Source organism: Zoogloea sp. (genome assembly GCF_023150065.1).
Taxonomy (GTDB): domain Bacteria; phylum Pseudomonadota; class Gammaproteobacteria; order Burkholderiales; family Rhodocyclaceae; genus Zoogloea.
The window spans coordinates 18,355-32,957 of sequence record NZ_JAKLLN010000027.1; the positions used below are offsets into that span (position 1 = coordinate 18,355).

Annotated in this window: 18 protein-coding genes; 2 read left to right on the forward strand and 16 right to left on the reverse strand. The window is 66.5% G+C overall.

The genetic code is table 11. From position 1 onward, the window contains the following. The first annotated feature begins 40 nt into the window (after nt 1-40). Together L6Q67_RS20910 and L6Q67_RS20915 are read left to right on the forward strand one after the other, a co-directional pair. Entirely contained in the window at nt 41-991 is a 951-nt protein-coding gene (locus tag L6Q67_RS20910; RefSeq protein WP_296574354.1) for a LysR family transcriptional regulator, read from the forward strand. Between the two features lie 257 nt (nt 992-1,248). Then, nucleotides 1,249-1,899 (forward strand): hypothetical protein, encoded by a 651-nt coding sequence (locus L6Q67_RS20915; protein ID WP_296574356.1) that lies wholly within the window; start codon nt 1,249-1,251, stop codon nt 1,897-1,899. Nucleotides 1,900-1,983: 84 nt separating this feature from the next. On the opposite strand, the gene L6Q67_RS20920 is transcribed toward L6Q67_RS20915, so the two are convergent. The 16 genes from L6Q67_RS20920 to urtB all read right to left on the reverse strand — a co-directional run bounded on the left by L6Q67_RS20920 (nt 1,984) and on the right by urtB (nt 14,554). Continuing rightward, the gene (locus L6Q67_RS20920; RefSeq protein WP_296574358.1) at nt 1,984-2,430 is read right to left on the reverse strand and encodes a MaoC family dehydratase; all 447 of its coding nucleotides are present in this window, start codon (nt 2,428-2,430) and stop codon (nt 1,984-1,986) included. A 121-nt stretch (nt 2,431-2,551) separates the two neighbouring features. Next, nucleotides 2,552-3,166, reverse strand: a complete 615-nt coding sequence (gene ureG, locus L6Q67_RS20925) for an urease accessory protein UreG (RefSeq protein WP_296574359.1) — start codon at nt 3,164-3,166, stop codon at nt 2,552-2,554. Nucleotides 3,167-3,205: 39 nt separating this feature from the next. After that, on the reverse strand, nt 3,206-4,486 hold the full coding sequence (locus L6Q67_RS20930; protein WP_296574361.1) for a patatin-like phospholipase family protein: 1,281 nt from the start codon (nt 4,484-4,486) through the stop codon (nt 3,206-3,208). 4 nt (nt 4,487-4,490) lie between these two features. Continuing rightward, a complete protein-coding gene (locus L6Q67_RS20935) occupies nt 4,491-5,174 on the reverse strand; it encodes an urease accessory protein UreF (RefSeq protein ID WP_296574364.1) in 684 nt (227 codons plus the stop codon). Beyond that, entirely contained in the window at nt 5,171-5,647 is a 477-nt protein-coding gene (gene ureE / locus L6Q67_RS20940; RefSeq protein WP_296574367.1) for an urease accessory protein UreE, read from the reverse strand. Before ureE ends, L6Q67_RS20935 begins: the two co-directional genes overlap by 4 nt. Before the next feature lie 47 nt (nt 5,648-5,694). Continuing rightward, a complete protein-coding gene (locus L6Q67_RS20945) occupies nt 5,695-6,030 on the reverse strand; it encodes a hypothetical protein (protein WP_296574371.1) in 336 nt (111 codons plus the stop codon). A 142-nt stretch (nt 6,031-6,172) separates the two neighbouring features. Then, the gene (ureC, locus tag L6Q67_RS20950) at nt 6,173-7,873 is read right to left on the reverse strand and encodes an urease subunit alpha (protein ID WP_296574374.1); all 1,701 of its coding nucleotides are present in this window, start codon (nt 7,871-7,873) and stop codon (nt 6,173-6,175) included. Nucleotide 7,874: 1 nt separating this feature from the next. After that, the gene (locus L6Q67_RS20955) at nt 7,875-8,180 is read right to left on the reverse strand and encodes an urease subunit beta (protein ID WP_296574377.1); all 306 of its coding nucleotides are present in this window, start codon (nt 8,178-8,180) and stop codon (nt 7,875-7,877) included. Nucleotides 8,181-8,189: 9 nt separating this feature from the next. Continuing rightward, nucleotides 8,190-8,492, reverse strand: coding sequence for an urease subunit gamma (gene ureA, locus L6Q67_RS20960; RefSeq protein WP_296574379.1), 303 nt, complete (start codon nt 8,490-8,492; stop codon nt 8,190-8,192). Nucleotides 8,493-8,558: 66 nt separating this feature from the next. Beyond that, entirely contained in the window at nt 8,559-9,284 is a 726-nt protein-coding gene (locus L6Q67_RS20965; RefSeq protein ID WP_296574382.1) for an urease accessory protein UreD, read from the reverse strand. A gap of 245 nt (nt 9,285-9,529) precedes the next feature. Next, the gene (locus tag L6Q67_RS20970; protein ID WP_296574385.1) at nt 9,530-9,829 is read right to left on the reverse strand and encodes a CcdB family protein; all 300 of its coding nucleotides are present in this window, start codon (nt 9,827-9,829) and stop codon (nt 9,530-9,532) included. Next, a complete protein-coding gene (locus L6Q67_RS20975; RefSeq protein WP_296574388.1) occupies nt 9,829-10,077 on the reverse strand; it encodes a type II toxin-antitoxin system CcdA family antitoxin in 249 nt (82 codons plus the stop codon). Before L6Q67_RS20975 ends, L6Q67_RS20970 begins: the two co-directional genes overlap by 1 nt. Before the next feature lie 84 nt (nt 10,078-10,161). After that, nucleotides 10,162-10,854 (reverse strand): urea ABC transporter ATP-binding subunit UrtE, encoded by a 693-nt coding sequence (urtE, locus tag L6Q67_RS20980; protein ID WP_296574397.1) that lies wholly within the window; start codon nt 10,852-10,854, stop codon nt 10,162-10,164. A gap of 29 nt (nt 10,855-10,883) precedes the next feature. Next, nucleotides 10,884-11,735: an urea ABC transporter ATP-binding protein UrtD gene (urtD, locus tag L6Q67_RS20985; protein ID WP_296574401.1), complete on the reverse strand. Its 852-nt coding sequence runs from the start codon at nt 11,733-11,735 to the stop codon at nt 10,884-10,886. 2 nt (nt 11,736-11,737) lie between these two features. Beyond that, nucleotides 11,738-12,949, reverse strand: coding sequence for an urea ABC transporter permease subunit UrtC (gene urtC, locus L6Q67_RS20990; protein ID WP_296574403.1), 1,212 nt, complete (start codon nt 12,947-12,949; stop codon nt 11,738-11,740). Between the two features lie 15 nt (nt 12,950-12,964). Beyond that, on the reverse strand, nt 12,965-14,554 hold the full coding sequence (gene urtB / locus L6Q67_RS20995; RefSeq protein ID WP_296574406.1) for an urea ABC transporter permease subunit UrtB: 1,590 nt from the start codon (nt 14,552-14,554) through the stop codon (nt 12,965-12,967). Nucleotides 14,555-14,603: the final 49 nt, after the last annotated feature.

Here is a 14,603-nt window from a genome sequence, read left to right on the forward strand (position 1 = left end):
GATGGCATCATTCAATAAATCTGAACGAAAGCAGTCGGCGATGTCGAAATTTCGTCTCTCTCCCCGGGATGTGCTGACCCCTGACGCCCTTGGCATGCTCCAGCGCATTGCCGAAGCCGGCAGCTTTGCTGCCGCTGCCCGGACGGCGGGGATGGTGCCGAGCGCCCTCACCTACCGGGTCCGGCAGATCGAGGACGCGCTGGATGTGCTGCTGTTTGACCGCAGTTCGCGCCATGCCCGGCTGACGCCGGCGGGAGCGGAGTTGCTGCGGGAAGGTACGCGCCTGCTGGACGAGCTCGACGCAGTGGCCAACCGGGTGAAGCGCGTCGCCACGGGCTGGGAAGCCCAGTTCACGGTGGCGGTGGATGGCATCATCAACCGGACAACCCTGTTCGAATTGTGCGAAGCCTTTCTCGCCCTCGAACCGCCGACACGCCTGCGCCTGCGGGACGGGATCTTGTCGGGAACGCTGGAAGCCCTCACCTCCGGACAGGCCGATCTGGCCATTGGCGTGGTTGCCGAAACGGTGATGCCCGAAAACGTCGAGTCCCTGCCCCTCGGCAGTCAGCGCTTCATCTTCACCGTCGCCCCCCACCATCCCCTGGCCACGGCCACCTCAGCACTGGACGACGCAACCATCGGCCGCCATCGGGCGGTGGCCGTCGCCGACTCCACCACCCGGGGCAGCGGCCTCACCATCGGCCTGCTGGGTGGTCAGGACGTATTCACCGTACCAGGGCTCACCGAAAAGCTCGAGGCACAACTGCGGGGCATCGGCGTGGGCTTTCTGCCCGAATGCCTGGCACGCCCCTACATCGAATCCGGCCGCCTGATCGCCCCACCGGTGGCCCGCCAGGAACGCGTCGCCTATATCCGTTATGCCTGGCAACGGTCCTCCGGACTACCCGGCAAGGCGATGGCCTGGTGGCAGGCCCGCCTGGCCGATCCGGTGACGAGGGAGGCACTGCTGGAGCGCCGCCCCCTCCCTTGATGAGGCGTGGCCAGGATCGATCGGCAATCCCAGCGCGGAAGCAAGGCATGCAACCTCTCAACGCATCCTGAGGGAAGGCACAGCCGCAGCGCACGTTCGGTGTCGACAGTTTTTACACATGCGCGGACAGGCCACGCCCAACGCCCCCGGATAGCCCCGCCTGCCCTGAAAAATCCACAAAGGGTATGTAAATTGCATTCAGCCAAAAATGACGAGGTCGCCCCCCTTTGCGACCGTCATTTTTAGGATCGGAAAGCATGTCGAACCCGCTACGCGCCCTTCAAACCTCAAAATCCCGACTTGCAGGCGGCATCTGCAGCCTTCTCCTCGCCTGCGCATCCCACCAGGCCCAGGCAAGCCTGATCCAGCTGGACGCCAGCCAGAGCCAGGTGACATACAGCAGCACCTTCGTCATTTGCGACCCCTTGGGCTGCGCGCCTCCGGCACCACAAACCTTCACGCTGTCGGGTGCCCTGCAGGTGGACGTGCAGAGAAAGACGTTCACCGTCGGCTTCCTCCCGACCGATCCGACCATCGAAGTGGACCTGATTCAATTCACCCCTGTCGCACTCAACCTCAACGGCGCGGACGCCATTGGGTTCTCCTTCCCGACCTTTGTCGGGATCCTGAACGGCAATACCTACGTGGGCAAGGAAGACCCCTGCACCCTGTCGCTCCTCCAGGGCATGAACTGCATGTCCATGGGCAGCTTCGGTGATTTCGAGGCCACCTATGACGGGCATACCCTGAGCGTGGAAGGCACTGACCCCCACAATGGCATCTTCAACTCGTTCCGCTACCGCTTTGTCGGTCAGAGCATCGCCAGCCAGGCCGTGCCCGAACCCGGGGGCCTGGCGCTCACGGCCCTGGCCGGACTCGCCGTAATCCGGCGTAGCAGGCAGGGCTGAGCGGGCCTGGCGCAAAGCTCCACCCCAAATGACAGGGGGCCGATACGCATATCGGCCCCCACGGTCAGACGATGTCGAAGACGCTCAACGCTTCGGGATCATGATCTCGGCTTCACCTTCGAGCACCACCTTGCCCTTCACCGTGCACACGGTGTCGAACTTGGCCTTGCGCTTTTCGGGGGTGAGTTCCTTGATGGTGCAGCGGGCCACCACGGTGTCGCCAATCTTCACCGGTGCCTTGAACTTCAGGGTCTGGGACAGGTAGATGGAGCCCGGGCCGGGGAACTTGGTGCCAAACACGGTGGAGATGAAGCCGGCGGACAGCATGCCGTGGGCGATGCGGCCACCGAACATGCTGGCGGAGGCCAGCTCTTCATTGACGTGTACGGGGTTGAAGTCGCCGGTGACGCCGGCAAAGGCCAGAATGTCGGCCTCGGTCACGGTGCGGGCGTAGACACCGCTCTGGCCCACGGCCAGGTCTTCAAACTTGGCGCCGTAGAATTCTTCAAAATCGTTTGTCTGCTCACTCATTGCTGCTCCCTTTGCGTGTTATTGGATGGGGTTGAAGCTGCGTCCCGCGGCATGTGGACTGCACCCCGGGACACCTCCGCAGCATACCGCAAAGCCGTGACGGCTTTGAGACGGCAAGCACTCAGGCGTCCACCAGCAGGCCCTGTTTTTCAATGAAGGCAATGATCTCGGCCAGGCCCTGGCCGGTCTTGAGGTTGCTGAAGATGAAAGGGCGCTCGCCGCGCATCTTCTTCGCGTCCCGGTCCATGACCTCCAGGGACGCCCCCACCAGTGGCGCCAGGTCGATCTTGTTGATCACCAGCAGGTCGCTCTTGGTGATGCCCGGCCCGCCCTTGCGGGGGATCTTGTCGCCGGCGGACACGTCGATCACGTAGATCGTCAGGTCGGACAGCTCCGGTGAAAACGTCGCCGCCAGGTTGTCGCCACCGGACTCCACGAAGATCAGCTCCACATCGGGAAACAGGCGGATCAGCCGGTCCACGGCCTCCAGGTTGATGGAGGCGTCCTCACGGATGGCGGTGTGGGGGCACCCCCCGGTCTCGACGCCGATGATGCGGTCGGGGGTCAGGGCCTCGTTGCGCACCAGAAACTGGGCATCTTCGGCGGTGTAGATGTCGTTGGTCACCACGCAGAGGTCGTACTTTTGCCGCAGGGCCTGGCACAGGGCCAGGGTCAGGGCGGTCTTGCCGGAGCCGACGGGGCCGCCGATGCCGACGCGGAGGGGTTGGCCTTTCATGGAATGTCCTTGTGGGGTGGTGTCGATGGATTCGGGAGGTCAGGCCGTGACGAGAGCCTGCCACTGGCGGGCCAGCCCGGCGTCCGCCAGCAGCGCGGCCAGCACAGCCGGTTCGGGCCAGGCCGGGTTGGGGTAGGAGAAGGCGCACACCTCGTTCATGCAGGCGTGGGGGCGGATCAGCTCGCCGGCCACGGCGGCCCGGTGGGCGGCGGCGATGCCTTCGGCCATCAGCGCATCGATGAAGTCCGGGTCCCGGTCCAGCTTGGAGGCGTAGTCGAGGCGATGCCGGGCCAGGGGGCCGTCGTCGCGCTGGCCAAGGCGCACGAAGGACACGGTCACCGGCTTGTAGTCGGCCAGGGGGCCTTCCAGCTTCGGCAGTTCGGCCAGCTCGAAGGCGATGCGATTGACCACGTCGATGGCGCGCAGCTCCTGGGCCAGGGACAGGTTGCCGGCCAGCTCGTTGCGCCGGTCGGCCTGATCGTGTGGGGTCAGGGGGCCGGTGTCGGGCCCTTCATAGCGGTTGGGGTTGATCTGGATGACCCACAGCAGGTCGGGCTTGCAGTCCCGCGGGCGGCCGATGAAGAAGTCGTTGATCGGCGGGTTCTGGGAATACAGGCCATCCCAGAAATAGCGTGCCTCCCGCCGGCCCGTGCCATCGCGGCTGTCCACGGTGAGGGGCTGGGCCACGAAGAGCTCGGGGATGCAGGCGCTGGCCAGCAGCTCGTCGAGGCGCAGGCCCTCGGCCGGCTGATCGGGAAAGGTGCGGAAGGCGGTCTGGGGCTCTCCCTCGGGATTGACCACATCCACGGCGCCGACGAACAGATCAAGCCCCGGGCGGCCGGTGATGCGGTCGGCCTGATCGGGCACACTGGCCACGGCGCGCAGGTCGTCCTTCATGCGGGCCTGGACCAGGGACGACAGAAAGGGCGAAGGCGGCAGGCTCACCGAGGGCAGGTAGTCCTGCCAGGCGGCCAGGGCCCGGCTGGCGGCATTGCTGAAATACTCCCCCCACCAGAAGGGCAGCTTGCCCCGGGGGTCCAGGCTGGCCTTGTTGCGGTTCCAGTAGCGCAGCACCCGGCGTGCGCCTTCGGCCCAGCTGTCGTCCGGCGTGTGGCTCCAGGCCATGGCCGCGGTGATGGCCCCGCCCGAAGTACCCGACAGGCCCACCAGCTCGAACCAGCGCCCGTCTTCGCCCTGGGCGCGGAAATGCTCGAAGGACAGGAAGAGATAGGCCAGCACCCCGGCGGTGAAGGCGGTGTGCGCGCCGCCGCCCTGGCAGGCGATGGCGAGTCGGGGAACGCGGCAGGTTGCGGTTGGCATGAATTCAGGACCGGAAAAGCCGGGAATACTGGACCTCATGCAGCGAACTGGCAATGGCCAGCCCGGGCTGAAAGTTGGACCACGCGGCGGGTGGCATCACCAGAGCCTCGGCCACCCGGGCCGGCACTGCCTCGGCCAGAGCCGACAGCAGCCGCTGCCCGGCGGCCTGCCCCAGGGGCACAGCCTTGACCGCCGCCATCACCTGGTTCTCGATCCAGGCCCAGGCATAGCCGTTGAGCGCCGGCTCCGGCTGCACGCCCCAGGCCACCGCCGCCGCCGCCCACACGGTGGGAAACACCTGCTCGTCGACGGCCCTGAGCCGCGCAATCCAGCCCGGCAGATCCCGGAAGGCCGGCAGATCCACCAGCAGACGCACCAGGGAATAACCCATCTGCACGGTCTCGGCCCGCAGCTCGGAGGTCTCGCGGCTGGCCAGGCACTGGGCATTAAGATCCGCCACGGCGGCATCGTCGCCCTGCTCCCAGGCGGCCATCAGGCGCGCCAGCAGCGGCAGCTCATAGCCCCCGAAGGCCCCGTCCAGCGCATCGCCGATCCACTCGCCCACCTGGACCTCGGTCTTCACCGCGCCGGTATCGACCACCCACTCCAGCCCCTGGGAGTAGGTGTAGGCCCCCACCGGCAAGGCCGGGCTGACCAGCTGCATCAGGCGGATCAGGGGCAGGCTCATTTGTACTGGTGGATCTTCGCTTCGGTGGCGCCCCGCTCCGCGTGGTGGTGGCCATGGGCATAGGCCCCCGCCTCGGGCTCGAAGGGTGCCGACAGGGCATGCACATCCGCCCCCAGGCCGGTAAGCATGGTCTTCAGCACGTGGTCGGTCTGGATGCGCAGCCAGCCGTCGCCCACCTGCACCGCCACATGGCGGTTGCCCAGGTGATAGGCCACCCGGGCCAGGGCAAAGGCGTCGGCGCAGCGCGCCTCGAGCAGATCCTCGGGCGCCGACACCACCTCGACCACCCGCCCGTCCTGGGCCAGCAGCCGGTCACCGCCCCGCAGGATGGTACCCCGGGGCAGGAACATCCCCACCTCCTCGCCCCCCACCAGCTGGGTGCGCAGCCGGCTCTTGGTGCGGGCATCGAAGTTGAGTTCAAGACGCGCCGCGGGGGTGGCATCGCCGGTGTAGAGGGATTCGATCAGGAGCAAGATTCAGCTTTCCTTCATTAATTTATGGGGCGCAATCAACAACACGGTCAGCACCCCATCTGGCTCAGACGTGACAGGAGCCGACCATTGCGACGCACCGACAGCGCTTTCAGCATGCTGGCGCCAAACATGAACAACATGATCCCGATTTCAATTGCGTTCCCAGGGTCAGGAATCATCGCGAGGATTGCAAACAGCAAGCCAACAAAAAATGTCGCCCATGCCTTGTTACGCGCTCGGCCGACCGTGGAGACGAGCGACCCATTCAGCTTTCCTTGCTCCTGGTCTCGCCAAGCAAGCAATTCCTCCGGCTCACCTCCGGCAGACAGGCTGACCAGCGCGGGCACATCCCGCCACTGGCCCTCCGTGGGCTTCTCGATCACCAGAAGGCTCCACTCCCTGCGTCCGTCGTACTCCACCGAGAAGGCCCACGCCTCATCTCTTCCCATCATGCTCCGCGAAACATCAAATACCCGCAGATAGCCCAATTTCCGAACAGTCACATTTGTCATAGTGACCGGAAGTCTAAAACAGGAAATACCTCTGGGCCATGGGCAGCACGCTGGCCGGTTCGCAGGTCAGGACCTCGCCCGCGGCGCGGACCTCGTAGGTCTCCGGGTCAACGGAGATCTCGCCCTGCCAGTCGTTGAGGATCATTGACGACTTGGTGACGCCGCGGATGTTGCGCACGGCTTCGAGGGGTTTCTGGAGGCGGAGTTCGTCCAGGTGGCCGCTGGCCAGGGCCGCCTGGGAGACGAAGGTGAGCGACGTCTTGAGGCCGCCACCAAAGGCGCCAAACATGGGCTTGTAGTGCACCGGCTGGGGGGTGGGGATGGAGGCGTTGGCGTCGCCCATGGCGGCGGCGGCGATCATGCCGCCCTTGAGGATGAGGCTGGGCTTGACGCCGAAAAAGGCCGGCTTCCAGATCACCAGGTCGGCGAGTTTGCCCGGCTCGATGGAGCCCACCACGTGGCCGATGCCGTGGGTGATGGCCGGGTTGATGGTGTATTTGGCGATGTAGCGGCGGGCACGGAAGTTGTCGCTGCGGGCCGTATCCTCGGCCAGGGCGCCGCGCTGCACCTTCATCTTGTGGGCGGTCTGCCAGGTGCGGATGATCACTTCGCCCACCCGGCCCATGGCCTGGGAATCGGACGAGAACATGGACAGGGCGCCGATGTCGTGGAGGATGTCCTCGGCGGCGATGGTCTCGCGGCGGATGCGGCTCTCGGCAAAGGCCACGTCCTCGGCGATGGCCGGGTCGAGGTGGTGGCACACCATCAGCATGTCCAGGTGCTCGTCGATGGTATTGATGGTGTAGGGCCGGGTGGGATTGGTGGAGCTGGGCAGCACGTTGGGCAGACCCGCGAGCTTGACGATATCCGGGGCGTGACCGCCACCGGCACCTTCGGTGTGGAAGGTGTGGATGCTGCGGCCCTTGAAGGCGGCGGCGGTGGTTTCCACAAAGCCCGCCTCGTTGAGGGTGTCGGAGTGGATGGCCACCTGAATGTCCATCTCCTCGGCCACGCTCAGGCAGTTGTCGATGGCGGCCGGGGTGGTGCCCCAGTCTTCGTGCAGCTTGAGGCCGATCACGCCGGCCTCCACCTGCTCGCGCAGGGGCTCGGGCAGGCTGGCGTTGCCCTTGCCGAGAAAACCGAGGTTCATGGGGAAGGCATCCGCCGCCTGCAACATGCGGGCGATGTGCCAGGGGCCCGGGGTGCAGGTGGTGGCGTAGGTGCCGGTGGCCGGGCCGGTGCCGCCGCCGATCATGGTGGTCACGCCGCTCATCAGGGCTTCTTCGATCTGCTGGGGGCAGATGAAGTGGATGTGGGTGTCGATGCCGCCGGCGGTGACGATCATGCCTTCGCCGGCGATGATCTCGGTGGACGCCCCGATGGCGATGGTGACGCCCGGCTGGATGTCCGGGTTGCCGGCCTTGCCGATGCCGCTGATGCGGCCGTTCTTGATGCCGATGTCGGCCTTGACGATGCCCCAGTGGTCGAGGATCAGCGCATTGGTGATCACCGTGTCGGCCACCTCGAAGGACAGGCGCTGGCCCTGCCCCATGCCGTCGCGGATCACCTTGCCGCCGCCAAACTTCACCTCTTCGCCGTAAATGGTGAAGTCCTTCTCGACTTCGATCCACAGCTCGGTGTCGGCCAGGCGCACCCGATCGCCCACGGTGGGGCCAAACATTTCCGCATAGGCGCGGCGCGAGATCTTTGCCATGTCAGAGGACTCCCATCACCTGGCCGTTGAAACCGAAGACCTTGCGATCTCCCGCCAGCGCCACCAGCTCAACGGTACGCGTCTGGCCGGGCTCGAAGCGCACGGCGGTGCCGGCGGCAATGTTGAGGCGATAGCCCCGGGCCGCGGCCCGGTCGAAATCCAGGGCCAGGTTGGTCTCGGCAAAGTGGTAGTGGGAGCCCACCTGGATGGGGCGGTCGCCGGTGTTGGCGACCGTGATGCTCAGGGTGGCGCGGCCGACGTTGAGCTCCAGCTCGCCGTCTGCGGTGTCGATTTCTCCGGGGATCATGCTCGCTCCTCAGACGATGGGCTGGTGGACGGTGACCAGCTTGGTCCCGTCGGGAAAGGTGGCTTCCACCTGGATCTCGGGGATCAGCTCGGGCACGCCCTCCATCACGTCGGCGCGGCCGAGCAAGGTGGTGCCGTAGCTCATCAGCTCGGCCACGGTCTGGCCGTCCCGGGCGCCCTCCAGCAGGGCGGCGCTGATGTAAGCCACCGCCTCCGGGTAATTGAGCTTGAGGCCACGGGCCTTGCGCCGCTCGGCCACCAGGCCGGCGGTGAAGATCAGCAGCTTGTCCTTCTCGCGGGGGGTCAGTTCCATGGTGATTCCTTCTTTCGTGTCAGTCTGGGGCACAGGCCGCCTACCGGCCATCCGTGCCCATGAATATCAGGTATGCCAGATCCGGGGTACCGCCGCCGGGCGCCCCACGATGGCCGGCCGCAGCACCGCCCACAGGGCGACGAACCAGGCCCGGGCGGCCTCGGCCGAGGGCCCCAGGTAGCGGGCCACCAGCAGGTCGGGCAGGCGGGTCACCGCCCCCTCCCCCACCTGCGGCCGGATCGCCCGGCAGGCCTCCAGCAATGCCGTGTCGAGCCCCTCGGCCACCACCAGCAGGCTGCCCGTCACCGGCTGGCCACGCAGCCCCACGGGCGAGACCAGCAGGCGCGAGCCCCCCTCGATCCGCCCCTGCTCGCACCACACGAGCCGCCCGTCCCGCTCGATGCGCGAAGCCAGGCGCAGCTCACCCCGGGTCAGGCGCTCGCCGGAGGCCGTGCGCCCCAGGCACAGCAGATCCAGCCCGATGTACACCGCGTCGCCGGCCAGGCGCACCACCGTCTCGGTGCGGCCACGGACCTGATCGAAAACGATGCTCTCCTGGGGCAGCCACTCGAGCACGCCCCCCGCCGCCACCGCGAAGTCCAGTCGCTGGGTAGCCAACGGGCCGTTGCTGCGATACCACTTGCCGGCGCCCGGAGTGGTGATCAGGGCCTTGGCCCCCGCCCCCACCCGCAGCTGCACGGTGAGCGCATCCCCCCCGGCAATGCCGGCCGGCGGGTGCAGCATCAGGGCATGACAGACGTCCGGCCCTTCGGGATAGAGGGCTTTCTGCACCCGAAGCGGGCCCTCATGGCGCCGATGCACCAATACAGTGCCATAGCCAGCGCGAGCCTCGAAGCCAAGCTCCAGGCGGGCGCACCAATTGCGGGCGTTATTGTTTGATAAATCAGCGACCTCGGAAGGCCGCGCCCCAAGGGGGGGAGAAATCGTCACCGGCATGGGGGTTGAAACAGCAAGACGCGTGCCGATGAGGAAAACAGATGAAGTTACCCGCCCTCGCGAGCAACAGACTGCCGAGCCTAAAACCCCTGAAACAACAGATCCAGGGCCGCAACAATCTCCACCCGTCGATCAGCCAGTGACATGACCGGCTGTTTGAGCATCTGTACCGGCACGGCGGCCATGCCCTGGGTCATCATGACGACGCGCTGCCCCTCAACCTCGAAAACCGGATTCAGCCCCTTGGCGAAGACCGGAATCTCCTCCAGCAGAAACAGGGGGGCGACAACCCGAGTCGAGAAATGACTGTTGATGCCGGCCTGCAGATCCAGAAGGTAGCCGCGCCCCTCGGGGTTCTTGTAGACGGTGTACTGCGACATCAGAAGCTCCGGTACTTGGCCAAAGGCAGACCGTTCTTCTCCACGTAGTCATTCCAGCACTCGAAAGCCTTGGCGTTCTCTGCCACCCACAGTTCCGCGCGTTTTTCGGCTACCGCCCTGACCACACCGGATTCGGCTGCCTGGGAGATGTTGATGCGCAAGGCCTTGGCCTCGGCGAGCACCGTCTCGGACAAGGACACGTTGGTGGCCTTCTTGGCGACATTCGGTGAAGTATTGCTGGCAGCCATGGCGAACTCCGGCTTGGATGGATGCTTGCGACCATACCGATAATGCGCATCCTGGGCAACATCCTGAATGCGCCCGGCGCCTCCTCACACCGACAGCATCTCCCGCACCTTGTTGGCCTCCATCTCGTCGCCCCGCCCGGCGCTGATGATCTCGCCGCGCTCCATCAGCAGATAGTGGTCGGCCAGGGAGCGGGCGAAGTCGTAGTACTGCTCCACCAGCAGGATGGCCATTTCGCCGGTCTCAGCCAGGGCGCGGATGGCGCGTTCGATGTCCTTGATGATGGAAGGCTGGATGCCCTCGGTGGGCTCGTCGAGGATCAGCAGCGTCGGCCCCGGGGCCAGGGCGCGGCCGATGGCGAGCTGTTGCTGCTGGCCGCCGGAGAGGTCACCGCCGCGGCGCCGCATCATCTGCTTGAGCACCGGGAACATCTCGAAGATGCGGGCCGGCACCTCGCTGCCGGCGGGCCGGGTGGCAAGACCCATCAGCAGGTTCTCCTCCACGGTGAGGCGCGGAAAGATCTCGCGCCCCTGGGGCACGTAGCCGATGCCGGCGCGCACGCGGCCGTAGCTGGGGGCCTTGGTGATGTCCTCACCGCCCAGCTGGACGCTGCCGGTGGCGGCGGGCACCAGGCCCATCAGGGTCTTGAGCAAGGTGGTCTTGCCCACCCCGTTGCGCCCGAGCAGGGTCGTGACCTTGCCCATGGGCACCTCGAAGCTGAGGTTGCGCAGGATGTGGGAGCCGCCGTAGTACTGGTTGAGGTTGGTGACGGTGAGCATTGCGTGTTCCTCTTTGAATATTTGCCTTGTTACCGGCCCAGATACACCTCGATGACCCTCGGATCGGCCTGCACGGTGGCCAGGTCGCCTTCGGCCAGCACCGAGCCTTCGCACAGCACCGTAACCTTGCCGCCCAGGGCCTCGACGAAGGCCATGTCGTGCTCCACCACCATCAGGGAGTGCTTGCCCTTGAGGCTGACGAACAGCTCGGCGGTGCGCTCGGTTTCGTCGTCGGTCATGCCGGCCACGGGCTCGTCCAGCAGCAGCAGCTTCGGGTCCTGCACCAGCAGCATGCCGATCTCCAGCCACTGCTTCTGGCCGTGGGAGAGCAGCCCGGCGGGCCGGTCGGCCTGGTCGGCCAGGCGGATCTGCCGGAGGGTGTCGGAGATCTTGTCCAGGTCATCGCCGAACAGGCGGGCGAACAGGCTCTTCTTGACCTGCTTGTCGGTCTTCAGGGCCAGCTCCAGGTTCTCGAAGACGGTGTGGTTCTCGAACACCGTGGGCTTCTGGAATTTGCGGCCGATGCCGGTGTGGGCGATCTGCGGCTCGGTCAGGCGGGTCAGGTCGATGGTCTGCCCGAAGAAGGCCTTGCCCGAATCGGGCCGGGTCTTGCCGGTAATGACGTCCATCATGGTGGTCTTGCCCGCGCCGTTGGGGCCGATGATGCAGCGCAGCTCACCGGCGTCGATCTGCAGGGACAGCTTGTTGAGGGCGCGGAAGCCATCAAAGCTCACCGTGATGTCATCCAGGTAGAGCATGACCCCGTGGGAGAGGTCGAGCTCGCCAGGCTTGAGGACGTGGCCGGTGCTGGCGGCACCGTCCCAGTGTTCCTGCTGGCCGTCGGCCGGGGCGTTGCGGGAGATGGAGGATTCGACGCGCATGCTCAGGCTCCTTTGGCGGCGGTGCCGTTGGGGATCTTGGATTCGGCGGCCGGAGCGCGGGGCGCCGGTGCGGCGGCCACCTCGGCCCGGGACGCGGCGATGGCCGCCTTCTCGGCCCGGCGGGCCTTGATCTTGGCCCACAGCCCGACCACACCCTGGGGCAGGTAGAGGGTGACGAGGATGAACAGCAGGCCCAGGAAGAACAGCCAGTATTCCGGGAAGCTGGTGGTGAACCAGGTCTTGGACAGATTGACGATGCCCGCGCCCAGCACCGGCCCGACCAGGGTGCCGCGCCCACCCACCGCCACCCAGATGGCGATCTCGATGGAGTTGGCCACCGACATCTCGGAGGGGTTGATGATGCCCACCTGGGGCACGTAGAGGGCGCCGGCCAGGCCGCACAGCATGGCCGACAGGGTCCAGATGAAGAGCTTGTAGTGCACCGGGTTGTAGCCGATGAACATGACGCGGTTTTCCGAGTCGCGGATGGCGGTGAGCACCTTGCCGAACTTGGAGGCGATCAGCACCTTGCCGAGGATGATCACCGCCAGCAGCAGGGCCACCGACAGGCCGAACAGCACCAGCCGGGTTTCCGGCGCGGTGATGGAGTAGCCCAGGATGCGCTTGAAGTCGGTGAAACCGTTGTTGCCGCCAAAGCCGGTCTCGTTGCGGAAGAAGAACAGCATGGCCGCGTAGGTCATGGCCTGGGTGATGATCGAGAAATACACCCCCTTGATGCGCGAGCGGAAGGCAAAGTAGCCAAAGATCCAGGCCACCACGCCGGGCACGGCAATGGCCAGGAACAGCGCCCACAGGAAGTGATCGGAGCCGCTCCAGTACCAGGGCAGTTCCTTCCAGTCCAGGAAGACCATGAAGTCCGGCAGGTCGCTCTGATAGCTGCCTTCGCGGCCGATCTGGCGCATCAGGTACATGCCGAAGCTGTAGCCGCCCAGGGCGAAGAACAGCCCGTGGCCAAGACTCAGGATGCCGCCGAAGCCCCAGATCAAGTCCATGGCCACCGCCACCACGGCGTAGCACAGGATCTTGCCGATCAGGGTGATGGCGTAGGTGGAGACGTGCAGCGGGTGGCTCTCGGGCAGCATCAGGTGGGCCATGGGGACCAGCACCCAGGCGATGAAGGCGACGGCCGCCACGGCCAGCCAGCCCCGCGGGCCGAGGCCTGCGAAGAGTTTGACGGTCAAAGGTGTGCGCATGGGCGTGTCCTCCGCTCAATCGACGAACCGGCCCTTGAGGGCGAACAGCCCCTGGGGTCGCTTCTGGATGAAGATGATGATGAAGACCAGCACCAGGATCTTGGCGATCACCGCCCCGGCCCAGCCTTCGAGGAACTTGGTAACCACGCCCAGGCCCAGGGCCGCCCACACCGCGCCGGCCAGCTGGCCCACACCGCCGAGCACCACCACCATGAAGGAATCGACGATGTAGCCCTGGCCCATGTCGGGGCCCACGTTGGCGATCTGCGACAGGGCCACCCCGCCCAGCCCGGCAATGCCCGAGCCGATGCCGAAGGCCAGGGTGTCGATGCGCGCCGTGGGCACGCCCACGCAGCCGGCCATGGGGCGGTTCTGGGTGACGGCACGGACGAACATGCCCAGGCGGGTCTTGTTCATCATCAGCCACACCAGCAGCAGCACGAAGCCGGAGAAGGCCACGATGACCAGGCGGTTCCAGGGCAGGGAGAGGTTTTCGGCCAGCTGCACGCCGCCGGACATCCACGCCGGGTTGGCCACCTCCACGTTCTGGGCACCGAAGAGCAGGCGCGCCGCCTGGATCAGCACCAGGGACAGGCCCCAGGTGGCCAGCAGGGTCTCCAGGGGCCGGCCATACAGGTGCCGGATCACCGTGCGCTCCATCAGCATGCCCACGGCTGCCGCCACGAAGAAGGCCACCGGCACCGCCGCCAGCACGTAGTAATCGACGAACTCCGGAAACTTCGCCCGGAACAGGGCCTGCATGGCGTAGGCGGAGTAGGCCCCCACCATCAGCAGCTCGCCATGGGCCATGTTGATGACGCCCATCACCCCGTAGGTGATGGCCAGGCCCAGGGCCGCCAGCAGCAGGATGGAGCCCAGGGAGATGCCGGTGAAGATCTGCCCGGCGGTGTCGCTCCAGGCCAGGCGTGCGTCGATGGCCTTGATGGCCGTGCCGGCCTCCAGGCGCACCTTCTCTTCGGGTTCATTGGCGGCGTCCAGCAGGGGCAGCAGCAGGGCCTTGACCGCCGCGCTGCCCGAGCCCGACAAGTCGCGCACGGCCTGCAGGCGGCGGGCGACGTCGGGGCTGCCCAGAGCCGCCTGGGCGGCGAGCTGGGCCAGGATGGGCTTGATCTCGCCGTCCTGCTCCTGGGCCAGGGCCTTGTCGAAAAGCGGCAGCAGGGCTGCGCCGTCGCCCATGTCGGCGAGCAGGGCACGGGCTGCGGCGAGGCGCTCGGCCCGGTCGGTGGACAGCAGGCGCACGGCAGCCAGGGCACCGTCCACCTGCTGGCGCAGGCTGTTGTTGAGGCTCAGGGATTCGGAGTTGGCCGGCGCGGGCTTGATGGCGGCGCCGGTGGCTGCATCCAGCACCTGGTCGCCGGCCACGATCACGACACGCTCGCCGGCAACGGCCACGGCGTCGTCCGACAGCGCCTTGAGCAGGCGCTGGGCGTCGGCGTCGTCACCCGCGGCAGCCAGGGCAGCCACGGCGGCCTGTTTGACGTCGAAATCGTCCGAGGCCAGGTCCTTGACCCTGGCCGGGTCGAGGGCTGCGGCGGCAACGCCGGCCCACAGCCACAGGCTGATCAGAAAGAGAAGTCGTTTCATGGGATCCCCCGGGGTTGGGATGGGTACAGGGCAAAGCCCCGTGGGGTCG

Bases quoted from the DNA above. Each gene is read 5' to 3' on its own strand.
- L6Q67_RS20935 (WP_296574364.1), bottom strand. From the start codon at position 5,174: ATGAGCCTGCCCCTGATCCGCCTGATGCAGCTGGTCAGCCCGGCCTTG.
- L6Q67_RS20920 (WP_296574358.1), bottom strand. From the start codon at position 2,430: ATGAGTGAGCAGACAAACGATTTTGAAGAATTCTACGGCGCCAAGTTT.
- L6Q67_RS20930 (WP_296574361.1), bottom strand. From the start codon at position 4,486: ATGCCAACCGCAACCTGCCGCGTTCCCCGACTCGCCATCGCCTGCCAG.
- L6Q67_RS20915 (WP_296574356.1), top strand. From the start codon at position 1,249: ATGTCGAACCCGCTACGCGCCCTTCAAACCTCAAAATCCCGACTTGCA.
- urtD (WP_296574401.1), bottom strand. From the start codon at position 11,735: ATGCGCGTCGAATCCTCCATCTCCCGCAACGCCCCGGCCGACGGCCAG.
- ureA (WP_296574379.1), bottom strand. From the start codon at position 8,492: ATGGAACTGACCCCCCGCGAGAAGGACAAGCTGCTGATCTTCACCGCC.
- L6Q67_RS20955 (WP_296574377.1), bottom strand. From the start codon at position 8,180: ATGATCCCCGGAGAAATCGACACCGCAGACGGCGAGCTGGAGCTCAAC.
- urtC (WP_296574403.1), bottom strand. From the start codon at position 12,949: ATGCGCACACCTTTGACCGTCAAACTCTTCGCAGGCCTCGGCCCGCGG.
- ureG (WP_296574359.1), bottom strand. From the start codon at position 3,166: ATGAAAGGCCAACCCCTCCGCGTCGGCATCGGCGGCCCCGTCGGCTCC.
- urtB (WP_296574406.1), bottom strand. From the start codon at position 14,554: ATGAAACGACTTCTCTTTCTGATCAGCCTGTGGCTGTGGGCCGGCGTT.
- L6Q67_RS20910 (WP_296574354.1), top strand. From the start codon at position 41: ATGTCGAAATTTCGTCTCTCTCCCCGGGATGTGCTGACCCCTGACGCC.
- ureC (WP_296574374.1), bottom strand. From the start codon at position 7,873: ATGGCAAAGATCTCGCGCCGCGCCTATGCGGAAATGTTTGGCCCCACC.
- urtE (WP_296574397.1), bottom strand. From the start codon at position 10,854: ATGCTCACCGTCACCAACCTCAACCAGTACTACGGCGGCTCCCACATC.
- L6Q67_RS20975 (WP_296574388.1), bottom strand. From the start codon at position 10,077: ATGGCTGCCAGCAATACTTCACCGAATGTCGCCAAGAAGGCCACCAAC.
- L6Q67_RS20970 (WP_296574385.1), bottom strand. From the start codon at position 9,829: ATGTCGCAGTACACCGTCTACAAGAACCCCGAGGGGCGCGGCTACCTT.